An 18085-nucleotide genomic window follows, 5' to 3' on the forward strand; every position below is an offset into this window, starting at 1 on the left:
CGACAGCCCCAATCGGCCATGTGGACAACTATAGCTCGACTTATACTTCGCCGCAAACTTGAACTGTTAAGCCTGGTCGTTTTGGCTACGGCGTTCATGGGCTACATGGCTCTGGATGTAAAAATTTCCTATAAATTTTCGAGGATTCTGCCCGTAACCGACCCTATTAGCGTCGCTTATGATGATTTCCGTACGGAATTTGGAGAGGCGGGAAATGCCATTGTTCTGGGAGCCAGTTCAAAGAATTTTTGGACTCCGGAAGGCCTCGCCGCTTGGCAGCAATTGGCCGATTCGCTGATCAAAATTAATGGGGTTGAAAACATACTGGGAGTAACTTCGGCGTATAACCTCACAGTAGATGAAGGGAAGGGCGAGTTTGTGCCGGTTTCCCTCATGAAAGTTCTTCCATCCACCCAAGAAAAGGTTGATTCCATTCGCGCCATTTTCGCCGGCTTGCCTTTTTACCGAGGGGTGCTGTATGATGATAAGGAAGAAGTGGAGCTCATGGTCGCTCGTATTCGCGAAGACCAGCTTTACAACGCGAATATTATACGAATTGTAGAAGAAGTTAAGCAGGTAACTGCGGCTTACGAAGAAATGACTGGAACGCAGATTCGTGTTTCAGGATTGCCGTACATCCGCATGGCCAACACCAAAAAGGTGGAACGCGAAGTGTACTTGTTCATCTTCCTAACGATTGCGGTAACAGCCATCATTCTACTTTTCTTTTTGAAGAGTATTAGGGCCACAGGAATATCACTGATAGTGGTTGTTTTGGGAGTGATTTGGTCGTTCGGCCTGATCTCCTCCTTCGGATACGAGATATCTCTACTAAGCTCGCTTATTCCGCCTTTGGTGATAGTGATTGGCGTTCCGAATGCCATCTTTCTCATCAATAAATACCACGCTGAATATCGCCTGCACGGAAATAAAATTCTCGCTCTGCAGCGGGTTATTCGCAAAATCGGAAATGTTACCCTCCTTACGAATACTACTACCGCTTTGGGCTTTGCGGCCTTTATCTTAACTGACAGTATTACACTGGTTCAGTTTGGGGTAGTTGCCTCGGTGAACATCCTTGTGGTGTTCTGCTTGAGCCTGATCATCATCCCGATTGTTTACACCTACTTGACTCCTCCAAAAGAGCGTCACTACAAGCATTTGGATCAGCGTTGGGTATTGGGTATGGTGAAGTTTCTCCAGAATTCAGTCGTACACCGTCGTAAGTACATTTATGCGCTGACCGTCGTAATTGTAGGCTCGGGTATTTGGGGGATGGTTCAGATTCACACAACGGGAAGTTTGACCGAAGACTTTGGGGAGAACGATCCGTTATATCTCGACTTGAAGTTCCTCGAAAGTAAGTTTCATGGGGTAGTTCCGATGGAAATCATCATCGACACCAAGGAGGATAATGGAGTGGAAAGAGCCTCGTTCTTGAGAGACTTAAGTGACTTGCAGGCATCGCTTGACAGTCTGCCACAAACCTCTCGCTCCCTGTCCATTGCCGACTTTGTGAAGTTTAGCCGCCAGGCATTCATGGGCGGAAATGCCAGCATGTACTCCTTACCTACAAGTCAGGAAAGGAGTTGGATTGTGCAATATTTGCCGGATGACCAGACGGACAATGAACTTCTGAGAAGTTTGGTTGACTCTACAGGTTCGAAAGCGCGAATTACGCTTCAGGTTCCCGACTTACCGACCCCAGAAATGGAACTTTTGCTGGCAGAGGTTGAGGAGCGATTGGATTGGTACTTCCCATCGGATTACTACGAAACTACGGTGACGGGCGCCAGCGTAGTCTTCTTAGCTGGCACAGAATACCTCATCAAGAACTTGATTCTAAGTTTGCTTTTAGCCATTGCGGTTATATCCATCATTATGGCCATCCTGTTTGGCTCGGCGAGAATGGTGATTATATCCATCGTACCCAACTTGATTCCATTATTGATGACGGCTGGTTTGATGGGCTTCTTGGGAATTCCGCTTAAGCCGAGTACAATTCTCGTCTTCTCTATTGCCTTCGGTATTTCGGTTGATGACACATTGCACTTCCTCGCGAAGTATCGTCAGGAACTGAAAACCAACGGCTGGAAGATTGGCAAGGCGGTATTATCCGCTATACATGAAACGGGAATCAGCATGTTCTACACGAGCATGGTTCTCTTCTTTGGATTTAGCATGTTCATTGCCTCAGATTTTGGAGGCACCGTATCATTGGGTATTTTGGTTTCCCTTACCTTGTTCTTTGCAATGTTTGCGAACTTGCTCATACTTCCTGCGTTCTTAATGAGCGTTGAAAAATGGGTGAACGCCAAATCATTCAACGAGAACATCATCGAGGTTTACGAAGGCTTTGATGACGAGGATGAAGAAGAGGAGACTGAAAAAACCGAATCATGAAAGGAATTATCCTAGCCGGAGGCTCTGGCACAAGATTGCATCCACTGACGCTCGCGGTGAGTAAGCAGTTGATGCCCGTGTACGACAAACCGATGATTTATTATCCGCTTAGCACGCTTATGCAAGCGGGAATTAAAGACATCCTCATCATTACCACTCCGCATGACATGCCGCTCTTCCAGAAATTGTTGGGAGATGGAAGCAGGATCGGCTGTAATTTCCAATATACCGTCCAGCACGAACCAAATGGTCTCGCACAAGCCTTTGTTTTGGGCGAGGAGTTCATTGGTGATGATGATGTAGCCCTCATTCTCGGTGACAACATCTTTTATGGAACCCAAATGGGCAATTTGCTTCGCAGCAGTGCCAATCCGGATGGCGGGGTAGTTTTCGCATATCGTGTAAGCGATCCGGAGCGTTACGGCGTAGTAGAGTTCGATTCAGATTACAACGCCATTTCCATCGAAGAGAAACCTCAGAACCCAAAGTCGGACTTCGCGGTTCCGGGCCTATATTTCTACAATAAAGATGTAGTTGATATTGCGAAGAACTTGAAGCCCTCTGCTAGAGGTGAGTACGAGATTACGGATGTCAACAAAGAATATCTAAAGCGTGGCAACTTGAAAGTTGGCATTCTAGATAGAGGAACTGCTTGGCTAGATACGGGTACGTTCCACTCGCTTAATCAGGCAGCTCAGTTCGTTCAGGTAATCGAACATCGACAAGGATTAAAGATTGGGTGTATTGAAGAGGTGGCGTATGAAATGGGCTTCATCAATGCACAACAACTCGAAGAAATTGCCACCCCTCTTTTGAAAAGTGGATATGGTGAGTATTTGCTAAAACTTCTCCGATAGATGAGAGACCTCAAATCACTTCAAGAGCTTTTTATTGAGGCTATTGAAGGAAGAAACTTTGGAGAGAATCCAGCCAATTTATACGAACCGTTTCATTACATCTTGTCGCTCGGCGGTAAGCGATTGCGTCCTGTATTGACGCTCTTGGCGTGTGAGGCATTTGGAGCGAAGGCTGAGAAGGCGCTTGAGCCGGCCATTGGCATTGAATTGTTTCACAACTTTTCACTTATTCACGACGACATCATGGATGATGCCCCTCTGCGTAGAGGTAGGCAAACCGTACACGAAAGATGGGATTCAAACATTGGAATTCTTTCCGGAGACGCCATGCTCGTCAAGGCCTACCAATCCATTGGTCAGGTTGAGGACAATATCCTCCGTGAGGTAAACGACGTCTTCTCAAAAGCAGCCCTGGAGATCTGTGAAGGTCAGCAATGGGATATGGATTTTGAGACGCGAATGGATGTGACCGAAGATGAGTACATCCGAATGATTCAGTATAAGACTTCCGTGCTTCTTGGAGCCGCCTTACAAATTGGGGCACGCGTGGGGGGAGCTGATGATGTTGGAGCCGTTCAAGCGTATAACTTCGGTTTGAACTTGGGGACTGCGTTTCAGATTAAAGATGACTTGCTAGATGCTTTTGGCGACCCGCTGAAGTTTGGCAAGCAAGTAGGCGGTGATATTCGGTCGAACAAGAAGACCATCCTTCTCATTCATGCTTTGCAACACGCTAAAGGTGAAGAGAGAGATGAACTGCAAATGTGGCTTGATGAGGAGACTCGTATCGACCAAAAGGTGGAAGCCGTTAAGAAGCTCTTCAACGAAATAGGTTCAGTGCGTTACGCAGAACAGCGCATGGAAGCATACTATCGAATGGCGCTAAATGCGCTTGAAGAATGCGAGGCCCATGGTGCGAATATCTCGGAGATGAAAGCCTTTGCGGAGTATTTGTACACGCGAGACCATTGATCGATAATTATCTGAACAAACCTTAACTTTCCATAATGCGGAAAGTATGTTTCATTCTTTTGTTGATGAGTTTTGGCGCGACAGCCCTAGCTCAAAGCGACACGACCTTACCGGGTAGGAAGAACTACGTGACGTTCCGTATCCATCCAGCTCGTCTTCTTTATGGCTTCAATTCTGGTTTTGACTTCCGGATTGGGAAGAACGCCATGTTTGGTGTCTTGTATCAGTATCACGGTCGAGATTTCATCTCGCCAATTCGCACACTAGAAATCGACCTGCGTCCGTCGCAAGGTCATTTTTTGGCCGCTCAATTATATCTAGAAACACGAACCGTGATGTGGCATGGACCTAGAATTGCGGTGAAGGACATCACCTTTCCAACGAGTACCTACGGCGATGCGGATGACGCGGAAGGGACATATGAGCTGGCTAGAGATCAGCAGAACTGGTATGCTACTTATTCCTTTGGATTGAAGCGTATTGATCCGGGGTTCTACGTTTCGGCCAATGTCACAGCCGGACTTGTTTGGTTCAGGGCGAAGGATGTTTACAGGCTAGAGGGTGAGCAGAACTACAATGTCGTTGAAGCCAACCAAATTTACCCGCACATCCTGCTAGAGCTTGCTATTGGCTTCTCCATATGAGCGGCCTGATACATAGAAATCGACGAGAACTCCTTACGCGTCGCGAGGACGTGTTTCATGCATGGCTAGATCAGATTTCAAAGGATTTAGGCGAGCAGATCTTCGCGGATACAATTCCTAAAACTTGGGAGGAAGTCGTTCACGAGATTCAGAAATACCTTGCCAACACGTACCAAATTACGGCAGGTGAAATCCCCGAATTGCTTTACAGGATTGACCTTAGCGAAGCGAAGTTGCGGGAAGATATGGAACAGGGAGGTTGGTCTGATTGGTACGAACTCTTAGCCCACCGCATAGCCGAACGGGAGGCGCAAAAAGTCATCTTCAGATTTCAATACTCGGGAAAGCTTTAGAACATAAAGCTGATCCGGAACGTCCATGGTGAGAATGGATTCAGGCTTCTGTTTGGATCGTGAAGTACATCGTAAAGTGCCATCAGATACACGCCGCCTCCGGAGCCAATACGCTGAACGTACGCCGCGCCTAAACGGAGGGCAGGTACCCATTCGCGCTGGTATTCAAACTCTTGTGGGTTCCAAAGCTCAAGGTTCATCGCTTCGAATTCGCCGTGGAGGGCAAGCGGCAAGCCGATGGGAAGGTTGTACGTGCTGTAAACGTTACCGCCGTACAGTGAGAAACTCACTTCTGGAGAGCCGGGGTAGGAGATGTTTTCGGCGTATCGAACGTAGATGTAATTCACGCCAACACCGGCGATAAGGTCATTGGTGACGAGATATCCCACGCGAGGAGCGAGCTCCACATAGGTCACCGAACCGAAGCTGAGCTGTAGGCTTCCTCCATAAAGAAGCCGTTGTCCGAAACTTCTTCGACTTACATCTGTTGGGACATTGTTAGTAGTAGACTCTGCGGAAGTGGAAGCGGAGTCTGAAGAACTCGCGCTGCGTCGGCTCATTGGCTCATAGTACTGGGCGAATGAAAGGCTCGACAAGAGCACGAAAACGGTGGTAAAAATTCTCGACTTCATATTCGGTGAATATCAACGAAATTAAGGCTTTAAATGTGGAAACGAGAAACTGCCGTGCAAATTATTATTTGTAATTTTGGCGGAAATTTTTTGTAGAGAAATCCCATGGACAGATTCTCCTTCTTAGGTAGTGTACACATTGGTTTTATTGATGACCTGTACCAGAAGTACCTGAAGGACCCAGATTCAATCGAGCCGAGTTGGCGCGCCTTTTTCCAGGGGTATGACTTCTCAAAGGAAATGTATGGCGACGACCCAGTGGGTACGGTCGACCAGCAAGCTTTGGAAGACGTACGTCGCGAATTCCTCGTTTTGGACCTTATACAAGGTTACCGTACACGCGGTCACCTCTTCACAGAAACCAATCCCGTTCGTTCTCGTAGAAAGTACGAGCCTACGCTCGACATCGAGAACTTTGGCCTTGAGAAAGACGATCTCGATCGCGAGTTTCAGGCCGGAACAGAGGTTGGTCTTGAGGGCCCTGCTACACTTCGAACTATCGTTCAACACCTCCAGAACATGTACTGCCGTTCAATTGGCGTCGAGTACATGTACATCCGTAAGCCGGAAGTAACCTCTTGGATTAAGCAGTGGCTTCATCAGAATGAAAATTCAACCATCTTCTCAAAGCAGGAGAAGATGCGCATTCTACACAAGTTGAATGAAGCAGTTTCGTTTGAGGCGTTCCTGAATACCAAGTTCGTTGGTCAGAAGCGTTTCTCCATCGAAGGTGCTGAGTCGCTCATTCCCGCGCTTGATTTTGCCATCGAGTACGCTGCCGACCAAGGTGTAGAGGAGTTCGTTATGGGCATGGCTCACCGCGGTCGACTCAATGTGCTCTCTAACATCTTCGGAAAGCCGCGTAAGCAAATCTTCTCTGAGTTTGAGGGCAAGGCGTTTGTTGAAGATGAGTTTGACGGTGACGTGAAATATCACCTTGGCTATTCGACTATCAAACACCTTAAAGGGAAAGACGTAAAGCTGAACCTTTCGCCAAACCCATCTCACCTAGAGGCTGTAGACCCTGTGGTTGAAGGTATTTCGAGAGCGAAAATCAATAACGATTACGAAGGCGATAGCTCCAAGGTGATGCCTATCCTGATCCACGGTGACGCGGCAGTCGCTGCTCAGGGTGTGGTGTACGAAGTGGTTCAAATGGAAACTCTCAACGGTTATGGCACGGGTGGCACACTCCACATCGTTATCAATAACCAAGTTGGTTTCACAACGAACTACCTCGACGCACGAAGCAGTACCTACTGTACCGATATTGCAAAGGTGATTCTTGCACCTGTGCTTCACGTGAACGGTGACGATCCAGAAGCATTGGTTCACGCCATTCGCTTCGCAACGGAGTACCGTCAGAAGTTCAACAAAGACGTATTCATCGATCTCCTATGCTACCGAAAGTATGGTCACAACGAAGGTGACGAACCTCGTTTCACCCAGCCGCTGTTGTACAAAGAGATTTCGAAGCACCCGAATCCACGTGAGATCTACAGCAAGAAGCTAGAGGAATCGAATGACCTCGATGATTCTGCTTTGAGTGAAATGGAGTCGGAATTTAAGGCCATGCTCGAAGAAGATTTCGACGAGTCGAAGAAGATTGAGCGCAACTTTATCACTCCGTTTATGGACGATGAGTGGAAGGAGTTCCGCCAGTCGAAGCCAGAAGATTTCCACGTTTCGCCGAAGACTGGAGTAGAAGAGGAGGAGTTGAAAACGATTGCAGAGACAATCACTACGCTTCCTTCAGATCTCAAGTTTATCAAGAAGATTACACGCCTCTTTAAGGATCGACATAACCAAGTGTTTGAGCGCAACTCGCTTGATTGGGGTATGGGTGAATTGATGGCTTATGGTAGTCTGATTATGGAGGGCTTTAATGTTCGCATTTCGGGTGAAGATGTTGCCCGAGGTACCTTCTCTCACCGCCACGCAATTGTAAAGGTGGAAGACAGCGAGCAGGAAGTTTGCCGACTAAATGAAATACCAGGACGTGAGGGTCGCTTCGCGATTTATAACTCACTTCTTTCGGAATATGCCGTTCTCGGTTTCGATTACGGATACGCCATGGCTAGTCCAAAAACGCTAACCGTTTGGGAAGCTCAATTTGGTGACTTTGCCAATGGTGCACAGATTATTATCGACCAGTTTTTGTCGGCCGCTGAAGACAAATGGAAGGTTCAAAATGGCTTAGTACTTCTTCTGCCTCACGGTTATGAAGGTCAGGGTGCAGAGCACTCAAGTGCTCGTTTAGAGCGCTTCTTGCAGCTTTGTGCACAGTACAACATGCAGGTGGTGAATATTACTACGCCAGGAAACTTCTTCCACGCATTGCGTCGACAAATGCACCGACCGTTCCGCAAGCCACTCGTTGTGATGAGTCCAAAGAGCTTGCTTCGTCACCCTAAGGCCGTGTCGTCTTTGGAAGAAATGACGGGTGGTCAGTTTGAAGAAGTAATCGTAGACTCGCCGAACGAAGACTCGAGGATTGAGAAAATCGTCTTCTGTTCAGGTAAGCTTTATTATGATTTGCTCGCCGAGCGTGAAAGTCGTGAAGACAAGACCACGGCCATTGTGCGACTTGAGCAGCTTTACCCGCTTCCACAGAAGCAGATTGACGAAGTGCTCAATCGATTCTCGGGAGCGAAGAAAAAGATTTGGGCACAGGAAGAGCCGGCAAACATGGGTGCATGGACATTCATTTTGTGGTACTTCCCAGAGCGCCTAGAATTGTTCTCGCCGGCAGCAAGTGCTTCGCCGGCCGCAGGATCGTCAAAGACCGCTTTGGCGCGCCACCGTGAAATTGTAGAATCCGTTTTCAACGCATAAACAGACGTATAAGTCACTATTAAGATGATCGTAGAACTTAAAGTCCCATCTCCAGGAGAATCAATCACAGAGGTTGAAATTGCTGAATGGCTAGTGTCCTCTGGAGACTACGTGGAGAAAGATCAAGAAATTGCCGAAATCGATTCAGATAAGGCTACACTCGCGCTTCCATCTGAAGAGAGCGGGGTTATCGAAATTCTCGTTGGCGACGGCGAAGTGGTAGAAGTTGGTCAGGTTATCGCAAAGATTGATACCGACGCAGCTGCTCCGGAAGGCGGATCCAAGAAGGAAGGAAAGAAAGAAGAGAAGAGTGAATCGAAGAAAGAGGATAAGAAAGAGGAGGCTCCAAATCCTGGTCCGACTTCATCTTCTGATGATTCAAACAAAACATACGCAACGGGCACCCCATCCCCTGCGGCAAAGAAAATTCTCGACGAAAAGGGAATTGACGCCAAAGATGTGAAGGGCACCGGTAAAGATGGAAGAATCACGAAAGACGACGCTGTTAAAGCTGAGGTTTCTATGGGTTCTCCAGGAAACGGAAACCGCGGATCGGAACGCAAGCGCATGAGTGCACTTCGTCGCAAGTTGGCGCAACGCCTCGTTAGCGTGAAGAACGAAACAGCGATGTTGACCACCTTCAATGAGGTTGACATGAAGCCGATTTTTGATCTTCGCAACGAGTACAAGGAGGCATTTAAAGAGAAGTATGGTGTTGGACTCGGATTCATGAGTTTCTTCACACTTGCTTCGGTTTATGCCTTGCAAGAATTCCCGCAGGTGAATAGTATGATTGATGGTGACGAGCTAGTTACCTTCGATTATCAGGACATTTCTATCGCAGTTTCTGGTCCACGTGGATTGATGGTGCCAGTAATTCGCAATGCGGAGAACTTGAGCTTTGCAGGAGTTGAGAAAGAAGTGAAACGTTTGGCGCTTCGTGTTCGCGACAGCGAAATCACTGTGGATGAAATGACCGGCGGCACATTCACCATCACCAATGGCGGTGTCTTCGGCTCTATGTTGTCTACGCCAATTATCAACCCACCGCAGAGCGCAATTTTGGGAATGCACAACATTGTTGAGCGTCCGGTTGCTATCGACGGCAAGGTTGAGATTCGTCCGATTATGTACGTAGCCTTGAGTTACGACCACCGAGTAATTGACGGTCGTGAGTCGGTAGGATGTTTGGTGAAAATCAAGGAAGCGCTCGAGAATCCGGTTGAGATTTTGATGGGTGGTGATCCGAAGAAGACTTTGGGATTGTAAATTGGTTCCAAACTAGATATGAGAATCCTCGTCGGTAGACGGGGATTTTTTTTTTGGAGGGTTAGACTATTGGAGGGTCAGAGGGTTAGACTGTTGGACTGTCAGAGGGTTAGACGGAGGTGATGTCGTAGAAACGACCATTGGATCCAATTGGCTGACTCAGCATTTAAGTAAGAGAGATGCTGATAGTTCTTGCTGTATCGCAAGGCGAACTAATGTGGAGTAGTAGAGTGAGGGCTATCTAAAAAGCAGTAGGATTGAGCTTTTAATGATTTTTCAAGCCCCAAGCCTCAAGCCTCAAGTCTCAAGCCTATTGATGTCAACCTTTCAATACTAGCTTAACGTCCAACCCTCCAACTCGCTGACAGTCTGCTAGTTCATTTAACCCCCGCATTGGCTTAGACTCGCGGGATTTCCCCACAAGCCCCAAGCCTCAAGCCTATTTATGTAAACCTTTCAACTCTAGCCTAGCGTCCAACCCTCCAACCCTCTAACTCTCTAACCCTCTTTTCTCCGGAGGGGCTCCACCCCCGCCCCCTGTAGCGAAGTTCTAGATTTATAGGGATAACTATGGTCTGTTCAAGAGGACGAATCAGGGACATTTGGTTGACAAATGGTGGACATTTTCTCTAACCTGAAGATTCGTTTTGTTGTCTACGATGTGTCTTATTGAGAAACAGCAGAGGGGCCAATTACTGTATAACTTGAGACCGGGGAGGGGCTAATCAGCCCGTATGGAAAGAGCTGCTCAGCTGCTAGTTTCACAGCCCATCTGTGTAAACGTTTCTTAGAATTATTCGGACCTGATGATTTCTGTGTTTTCACTGAATTTCTGATTTGAGATTCGAGTCTAAACATTAAAGTAGCTCTACCTTGTCTTATTCAATGTTGTCCAATTAGACAACAAGATGTAAGTTTGTATGGGTAAAAGACAATTGTATTTCTACAAGAACTACTTCGAAGAGTTTTTCAGGGTCCAGTCGAAACGGGTCCGATACAAAGTTCTTTGGACATTGCGGATAGTTTCCGAATTGGAAAATGTTCCCGAGAAATATTTGAAGCGCCTCAGAGGCACATCTGGCATCTATGAGGTCCGAATCCGAGTTGGAACCAACATCTATCGCGTTTTCTGTTTTTTCGATAGAGATGACATTATCGTTGTAGGACATGGTTTTCAGAAGAAAGACCAGAAAGTGCCTAGGTCAGAAATCTTGAAGGCAGAAGAAGTAAAAAGAAAGTATTATGAAGAATATAAAGAAGGACCTAACCAGTCTAAATGATTTCATAGAACAGAATGTAGGTCCAGAAGGAACGATAGAGCGGGAAGAGTTCGAGACTGAGTATGACACCTTCAAACTTGGTGTATTGATACAGCAAGCGAGGGAGCGAAAAGGGCTCACTCAACAACAGTTGGCTGAACTAGCTGGTACTAATAAGTCGTACATTTCAAAATTAGAACACAACTTAAAGGATATCAGGTTCTCCACCTTGCAAAGAATAATCAATGAAGGACTGGGAGGGAAAATGGAGATCAGGTTAAAGTTCTAAGTTTGCCTCTCACTGTACATCTTCATCAAACGCTCTCATGAGAACGCTCTCAAAGGTCCTTTTGTCCATACCGTACCTCATTTATATGGGGTATGTGATCGTCTTCTTCAATCCACAAAAGTTAAACTGGGTATTTCCCGATATGCAGAGTTACAATCTGCAGATGTCTGTTTTAGCAGTTCTAATGCTCACTTCCCTTGGGATTCAACTGCGTATCCTATGGTCGTTTAAGAATATAGCCCGCAGCAAAAAAGTGAATTGGACCTGGTTGCAGTTTTTCTTTTCTGGTATCGTTGGACTGTTTTTTATTTGGAAGAAGTGGGAAGAGTTCGAGTTGCTAGACAAAGCGGCACAAGAGTCTTAATAAAACTGAACCGGCCATTAACTCAACTAATTGGCCGATTGTGATTTGTTGTGCCTCACCTCCAGCCCTCTGAGCCTCTCCCGAATCGGCTGCGCCTCTCGGGATGCTTCCTTTCAGTCAGCACATCAGTCTATTAGTCCGACCATCCAAAAGTCTATAAGTCCAAAGGTCCAAAGGTCCACGAGTCTCACCCCATCCAAACCAATTTCTTAACTTCTGCGTTTTATTTTTAATCGCTCATTCAAAAAAGACTTCCTCTTCTCAAAAGACCTAGTATGCTAAGAAAACTTCTTATCGCTCTAATTCTTCCAATTGGAGCATTCGCTCAGGTGTCAAAAGACTACCAAGGGCTTCTATGGAAAATTTCAGGTAACGGACTCGAAGAGCCTTCCTACCTCTATGGAACCATGCATGTGAGTAACCGCGTTGCGTTCCACCTAAGTGAAACTTTCTTCGACGCCATCGATAACGCCGATATCATCGCGCTCGAAACAAACCCAGAAATGTGGGTCGAAGAACTGACAAATTCTGCCCTCCATAACGATTACTACGAGATTCAAAGCAGATACAGCCGCTACAACATGCCGCTGTATTCCTCCTTCCTTGCCGAGATGCCACAACAACAAGATTGGGAGTACTTCCTGGCTCAAGATCAAGGGATGCTCAACAATCTTCTGTACCGCAAGAATCCCTACGATCAAGATTTTGCAGAAAACACTTATCTAGACCTTTTCATCTTTCAAGCGGGAAAGAAAGGTGGGAAGACCATCGTTTCACTCGAAGATTACAAAGAGTCATTCCTTCAAGTGTTGCAATCGGGTAAGTCTGACGAAGATGCCGTATACATTACGGAACGCCAAGCACGCGATTTACTAGGTGATTTTAGCGATTGGGGTTCACTCATGGAAGACGCCTACCGCAAGGGAGATCTCGATCTCATCGATACACTCAACACAGTTCTGTATCCAAGTAAGTATTACCGTGTTAACATGCTCGATGTCCGCAATCAAATTATGGTTGAAGGCATGGATTCTCTCATGAAGGAAGGTGTTCTGTTCACAGGCGTTGGCGCCGCACACCTTCCAGGCGATATGGGTGTCATCAACCTACTTCGCGAAATGGGGTACACGGTAGAAGCGGAAGAGCGCGCCATCACCACCACAAGCATCAGTAAAAAAGAGGAAATCGACGATATCATCTATACACATCCTACCCAGGATTTTATATCAGACGATGGATTCGTAACCCTCACCGTTCCCGGAACACTCACCAAACTACTAGGTACTCCATACCAAGAGTACATGTATGCCGATATGGCAAACGGTTCTTTCTACAGCCTTCGTAGAATTCCAACATTCGGACACTTAAACAACCGCGATGCCGAGTTCTTCTTTGGGAAGATTGATAGCATGCTGTTCGAGAATATTCCGGGAAAGATTCTTTCTAAAGACACCATCGAAGTTTCCGGGTTTCCAGCACTCGACATCCGCAATGAAACTCGAATGGGCGACCATCAACATTATCAAATTGTATTCACCGAGCTCGAAGTGCTCATATTCAAGGTCGGTGGAAACAAGGAGTTCGCAAATTCTGAGTTACCGGAGCTTTTCTTCCAAAGCATTGAGCTTCACCCCGCAACAGAAGAAGCGCTTTACAGTCCCAAATTCGCCGGATTCGAAGTGTCGCTACCCGGCGTGGTTCGTACCGAGCAGTACGAAGGGGTATTCGAAAACCCACACTATACTTTTTGGGCTCAGTCGTTTGATGAAGGCGACTATTATGCAGTAGGCATGCGCCAATTCCACGACTTCGCCTACCTCGAAGAAGACGATTTCGAACTGGAGTACCTAGTGGAGAAAATGGCCGAAGAAAAGGAATTCGATATCGATGAACTCGAAGTTGTTAACGAAAACGGTGAGCATTTTAGCCGATTCGAAGTGAGCAACGAAGAAGGTCTAAAGCTCTTTGGAGAGGTCCACATTCAAGGCCCTAAGTACGTCATGCTTATTACCGACTCAGAGTCGAAGGCTACACGCACTAGTTTCTTCAATTCCTTCTCCTTTTCTCCGTGGAAATATCAAGACGAGTTCACGGTTCAAAAGGATAGCGTTCTGCACATTTCCCTCGAATCGCCAGCTCGTTTGAATGACTATGAGTCGTTCTTTAGAAACCTGTATGAAAACCGCGGTTTCGGTAGTGACGATGAGGACATGAGCTTCACCGGTGAGTATACAGAGAAGATGCTCACTTATCCTCCAACCGGAGAGCAATTGCTCGTGAGCATGCGCACTCTTCATAAGTACGGTTCATTCGAAAGTACGGAGGAGTTCTGGGAAGATAAGAAGGAAGATTTCATCGAGGACAAGGGATTAGTCATCCTAAAAGATTCCATCCTTTCGCGTGAGGAGCGCGATGGATACCTGATGGAGATGGCAGCGTTTACATTGACCGATACAAATACACGCCGACTCATAGAAGTACGCATGATTCTAGAGAATTCCGCTGTGTATAGCCTGTACGCGATGTCGGACTCTCTAGGGTATCAATCTCAATTCGCTTCCGCAGCCTTGAATAGCTTCGCCTCAGCAGGCGACACCCTAATTGGAACCCCTATTACCGAAAGTAAATCCGACCTGTTCTTCGCGGCGCTCGAGAGTCGCGATAGTGTGGATGTGTTTGAGGCTAGCAAGTCTGTATACGTCGTTGATTTCAAAGATGAAGACGCTGACTATATCAAGGAATACGTTCAGAATTATACGCAAGAAGGCTTCGATCGTACGGCAAGATTGCAGTTGCTTCATCAGCTTCCTGATCTTGAAGCGAATAGAGTAGATCACATCGAGTTCTTGGGCGAATTCTATTACGAGAAGCTCGATTCATCCGCATATCTGTTCTCCATTCTGGATTGCCTCCTCGAGTTTAACATGCAGGAAGGGGTCGACAAATTCAACCAGCTCATACTGGACGAACCACCGTTTACCACAAGTTCATATACCTATTCAAGTCTCTTTGCAGGTTTCAATGATTCACTCGAATTGGCTAAGTCGATTTACCCAGATATCATGACCCTTGCCGATTTTGAAGATTACCGTGGCGAGATCTACGAGTTGCTCAGCACCTTACTCGACAGTGGATATGTTGAGGGAGCAGATTATCAGTATAAATATGAAACACTGTTGCTCTTCGCGAAAGTAGAACTCAAGAAGCAACATGCGGCAGATGAAATGAGAAGCGCATATGGTCGACCTGCAAGCATGAATGGTGACCTTGAGGTATATTCAAACTTGCTCTCGCCTTTTGCTGATAATGAAGACGTTCAAGAGCATTATTTGAAACTTCAGCGCATCAGAAACAAGCGAATATTGGCCGATATGCTCATGCTAACCGATGGGTATGTAGACGTGCCTGATTCAAGTTGGAATTACATTGCAAAGGATCCAAAGGCGCTGTACGACATCTTCCCATATTTGATTGAAGAGGATAAGTTGGATGTGCTTGACGAGCAGTATCGTTCGAGAGACGCGCTAGCGAAGAGTATCATGGCCAACAACTATTACCGCAGTTATGACACCATCTCATTCATCCGAAGCGAGAAGATTGATATCAAACCATTCCCAGCCGAAGTGTTCTTCTTCCGTGGAAGGAATGATGATGACAAGCTGTGGAACCTACTTTACGTCGTAGTTGAAGACAAAGAGGAGCTCGATACGGAGTATGCCATTGCAACCAATGGAGAAACGTACAACGAGAGCATCAGCGATATTGATGAAATTATTGAAGATGCCATGAAGGAAATTAAGCTCCACGACCGCGAACGCGTAGTTCAAGATCGGGGCGTTTACTATTAAACGATATTCCCAACACAAGGAAAAGAGCGGCTATTCAGTCGCTCTTTTTTTGTTTCTGATGATGAAGAACACGATGCCGATGCTCACGGCAATCATTGTGAAGAGGGAGGGCAACCCACCAAGATTCGACAGCATCCGAATACCGTCCAAACCCGTCGCGTCTTCTCCACCTCCAAACGAGATCATCACCCAGGCAATGATGCCAATCAGTGCCCCCCAGGTTACTTGAATCCATTTAGGCGGCTCTTGATTTTGGGGAGAAATTCCTGTTGAGCTAATGCCCGACATAGCCGAAGTATTGCTGTCAGCGGCCGTGACGTACGACAAAAACGATGTAATGAGGTAGATGACGCTCAACACTTGCGCGATAGGCAAGAGCTCGAAGAGGGCGAAGATGATTTCTCCGGCGTTTCCACCAGAATCTAATATGTTCCAAAGCGTGTCGGAACCGCTTGCAGAAACCAGTGCGCTACCGCTAAATATGCCCATCCAGAGTATTCCAAAAAGTGAGGGATAGAGCAGGTTGAATCGTATGACCTCCCGTATCGTTCTGCCTTGCGAAATCCTGCCTAAAAATACCGCCGTAATGGGTGTCCAGGCTAGCCAATTTGCCCAGTAGAATATGGTCCAGTCGCCCGCCCATTCACGATTCTCGCTACTGAAACCAATCATACTCCGCTCTGGGAAAGTCGTTATGAATTCTGATACACCCCTGCCCGTGAGCCTGAGTATCTCGGTTGTTGGTCCGAGCAAGAGCATCGCCCCAGCTATTAGGATGAAGATACGAACGTTCCAGGTGGACAGAATCCGAATTCCCTTTTGGAGACCGCTTGTAGCAGAAATTGTGAAGGCAAGAACGACCAAAATGGTAATGACTCCGAAAAGTAATGGCGAGGAACGAATTGAAGTAAGTTGAGTTACACCGCCCGAGAGGACGAGAATTCCAGCTCCTAAGCTTGCGGCCATTCCCGCTACCAAAGCGAAAAGTGCGAGTACATTCAGAATGTTCCCGAGCTTATCGGCTTTCACTCCAGCTAGTGGGCGCAGTAATGACGATAATCCAAATGGTCCCTTTAAGTTGTAATAGCCAATGGCAAAAGCCACTGCTGCAAGGGTGTATATTCCATACGGGATGAATGACCAATGCATGAACATGGTCGACATGGCGAAATCGGCTGCTTCTGGAGTTGCAGGCGTGATGTGCAGTCCCGGTGGAGGCTGATGGTAGTGGTACAAGGGTTCCATGGGACCCCAGAAAAGAATTCCGGAAGCGATCGTGGTGGATAAGGTAATGGCAAACCACCTGAACTTTGTCAGTTGAGGTTTGGCTTTGCTGCCTCCAACTCGGACTCTGCCTGCTGGCGAGAAGTACAAAACGACTACAATCAATAGAAAGAAAAGGGCAGCTGAGCTGAAGAGCCAATCAAATGTGTTTAGAATAATTGCATTTAGCTTCTGCATGGTGGCGACGAACGCGCTGGGTTGCACTAGACTGTAGACTGCAGCAAAGGCCACGATGGCGAAACTTGGAATGAAGACGGCTTTTCGAAGTCGGGAAAGGGACATGAGTTCAATGTACATCCAATTCTATAAAATCGTACCTTGTTAATACATCACTAAAAAACTGCACGTATGAAGATTGTTGGATACTCACTTGTTTTAGCGCTGGTTTTTGCCTCATGTTCTAGAGACGATGACCCTACACCAAACCCTACACCTACTAAAGGAAACATCTCGGGTGAAGTGAACTTGTATCTTGAAGGTCCACAGCCTGCCGACGACGATGGGATGACCGTAAGTATTACAGGTACGAACTTCACTACCACGACCGACATCGATGGAAAATATGAATTCACAGACGTGCCTTTTGGGTCGGTGGATTTGGTTTTTGAGAAGAGTGGGTACGGAACGTTCAAACGATTTGGAATAGATCACAGTGCCGCAGTCACTTTTATAAGTCCGAATCCTTCTTTAAGCCAACTTTCAACAACGTCCATCACAAATTTGTCCACTAGCGTGGTGGATACGGTAGTTACCGTTGCTACAACGATGAATCCTTCGGCTTCTAATGGAAACCCGAGGTATCTCACCTATTTCTTTAGCACAAGTTCCACAGTTTCGAATAACGAATGGAGCAATGTTCTGGGGGTAATCGAGGCGCAGATTGCTCCTTATAACCTGAATTTGCGGAAAAGTGCTCTGGAAACTATGGGATTTCAGTCAGGCCAAACGGTATATGTAAGATGCTATGGCAACTCGTATTGGACAAACGAATATGAAGATCCAAATTTGGGAATGACGGTCTATCCTAATTTGAATCAGATGACCGTTGCCGCGGCTTCGTTTGTTGTACCGTGATC

14 protein-coding genes are annotated in these 18085 nt (G+C 46.7%); 12 read left to right on the forward strand and 2 right to left on the reverse strand.

Annotation, left to right across the window (positions count from 1 at the left end; translation table 11 throughout):
- The first annotated feature begins 18 nt into the window (after positions 1-18).
- The 5 genes from F8C67_RS12540 to F8C67_RS12560 are packed head-to-tail and all read left to right on the forward strand — an operon-like array spanning position 19 to position 5229.
- Complete coding sequence (locus tag F8C67_RS12540; RefSeq protein ID WP_151668205.1) at positions 19-2403, forward strand: efflux RND transporter permease subunit; 2385 nt, start codon at positions 19-21, stop codon at positions 2401-2403.
- On the forward strand, positions 2400-3260 hold the full coding sequence (rfbA, locus tag F8C67_RS12545) for a glucose-1-phosphate thymidylyltransferase RfbA (RefSeq protein ID WP_151668206.1): 861 nt from the start codon (positions 2400-2402) through the stop codon (positions 3258-3260). Before F8C67_RS12540 ends, rfbA begins: the two co-directional genes overlap by 4 nt.
- Positions 3261-4232: a polyprenyl synthetase family protein gene (locus F8C67_RS12550; protein ID WP_151668207.1), complete on the forward strand. Its 972-nt coding sequence runs from the start codon at positions 3261-3263 to the stop codon at positions 4230-4232. It begins immediately after the preceding gene.
- 35 nt (positions 4233-4267) lie between these two features.
- A complete protein-coding gene (locus F8C67_RS12555; protein ID WP_151668208.1) occupies positions 4268-4876 on the forward strand; it encodes a hypothetical protein in 609 nt (202 codons plus the stop codon).
- Positions 4873-5229 (forward strand): hypothetical protein, encoded by a 357-nt coding sequence (locus F8C67_RS12560; RefSeq protein ID WP_151668209.1) that lies wholly within the window; start codon positions 4873-4875, stop codon positions 5227-5229. Before F8C67_RS12555 ends, F8C67_RS12560 begins: the two co-directional genes overlap by 4 nt.
- Here F8C67_RS12560 and F8C67_RS12565 read toward each other — a convergent pair.
- Positions 5226-5861, reverse strand: coding sequence for a hypothetical protein (locus F8C67_RS12565; protein ID WP_151668210.1), 636 nt, complete (start codon positions 5859-5861; stop codon positions 5226-5228). The genes F8C67_RS12560 and F8C67_RS12565 overlap by 4 nt on opposite strands.
- A 105-nt stretch (positions 5862-5966) precedes the next feature.
- Between F8C67_RS12565 and F8C67_RS12570 the strand changes: the two genes are divergently transcribed.
- The 6 genes from F8C67_RS12570 to F8C67_RS12595 all read left to right on the forward strand — a co-directional run bounded on the left by F8C67_RS12570 (position 5967) and on the right by F8C67_RS12595 (position 15725).
- Positions 5967-8696: a 2-oxoglutarate dehydrogenase E1 component gene (locus tag F8C67_RS12570; RefSeq protein ID WP_151668211.1), complete on the forward strand. Its 2730-nt coding sequence runs from the start codon at positions 5967-5969 to the stop codon at positions 8694-8696.
- A gap of 24 nt (positions 8697-8720) precedes the next feature.
- Entirely contained in the window at positions 8721-9965 is a 1245-nt protein-coding gene (gene odhB, locus F8C67_RS12575) for a 2-oxoglutarate dehydrogenase complex dihydrolipoyllysine-residue succinyltransferase (RefSeq protein WP_151668212.1), read from the forward strand.
- Positions 9966-10885: 920 nt separating this feature from the next.
- Positions 10886-11245 (forward strand): type II toxin-antitoxin system RelE/ParE family toxin, encoded by a 360-nt coding sequence (locus tag F8C67_RS12580; protein WP_151668213.1) that lies wholly within the window; start codon positions 10886-10888, stop codon positions 11243-11245.
- Positions 11208-11513 carry a helix-turn-helix domain-containing protein gene (locus tag F8C67_RS12585; RefSeq protein WP_151668214.1) on the forward strand — a complete coding sequence of 102 codons (306 nt, stop codon included), beginning with the start codon at positions 11208-11210 and terminating at the stop codon, positions 11511-11513. Before F8C67_RS12580 ends, F8C67_RS12585 begins: the two co-directional genes overlap by 38 nt.
- A 37-nt stretch (positions 11514-11550) precedes the next feature.
- The gene (locus tag F8C67_RS12590; protein ID WP_151668215.1) at positions 11551-11877 is read left to right on the forward strand and encodes a hypothetical protein; all 327 of its coding nucleotides are present in this window, start codon (positions 11551-11553) and stop codon (positions 11875-11877) included.
- A gap of 275 nt (positions 11878-12152) precedes the next feature.
- On the forward strand, positions 12153-15725 hold the full coding sequence (locus tag F8C67_RS12595; protein WP_151668216.1) for a TraB/GumN family protein: 3573 nt from the start codon (positions 12153-12155) through the stop codon (positions 15723-15725).
- 30 nt (positions 15726-15755) lie between these two features.
- Here F8C67_RS12595 and F8C67_RS12600 read toward each other — a convergent pair whose 3' ends face one another.
- Positions 15756-17291, reverse strand: a complete 1536-nt coding sequence (locus tag F8C67_RS12600) for a BCCT family transporter (RefSeq protein WP_170266455.1) — start codon at positions 17289-17291, stop codon at positions 15756-15758.
- Between the two features lie 66 nt (positions 17292-17357).
- Between F8C67_RS12600 and F8C67_RS12605 the strand changes: the two genes are divergently transcribed.
- Positions 17358-18083, forward strand: a complete 726-nt coding sequence (locus F8C67_RS12605) for a carboxypeptidase-like regulatory domain-containing protein (RefSeq protein ID WP_151668218.1) — start codon at positions 17358-17360, stop codon at positions 18081-18083.
- Positions 18084-18085: the final 2 nt, after the last annotated feature.

The organism is Phaeocystidibacter luteus (genome assembly GCF_008933115.1).
Lineage (GTDB): Bacteria > Bacteroidota > Bacteroidia > Flavobacteriales > Schleiferiaceae > Phaeocystidibacter > Phaeocystidibacter luteus.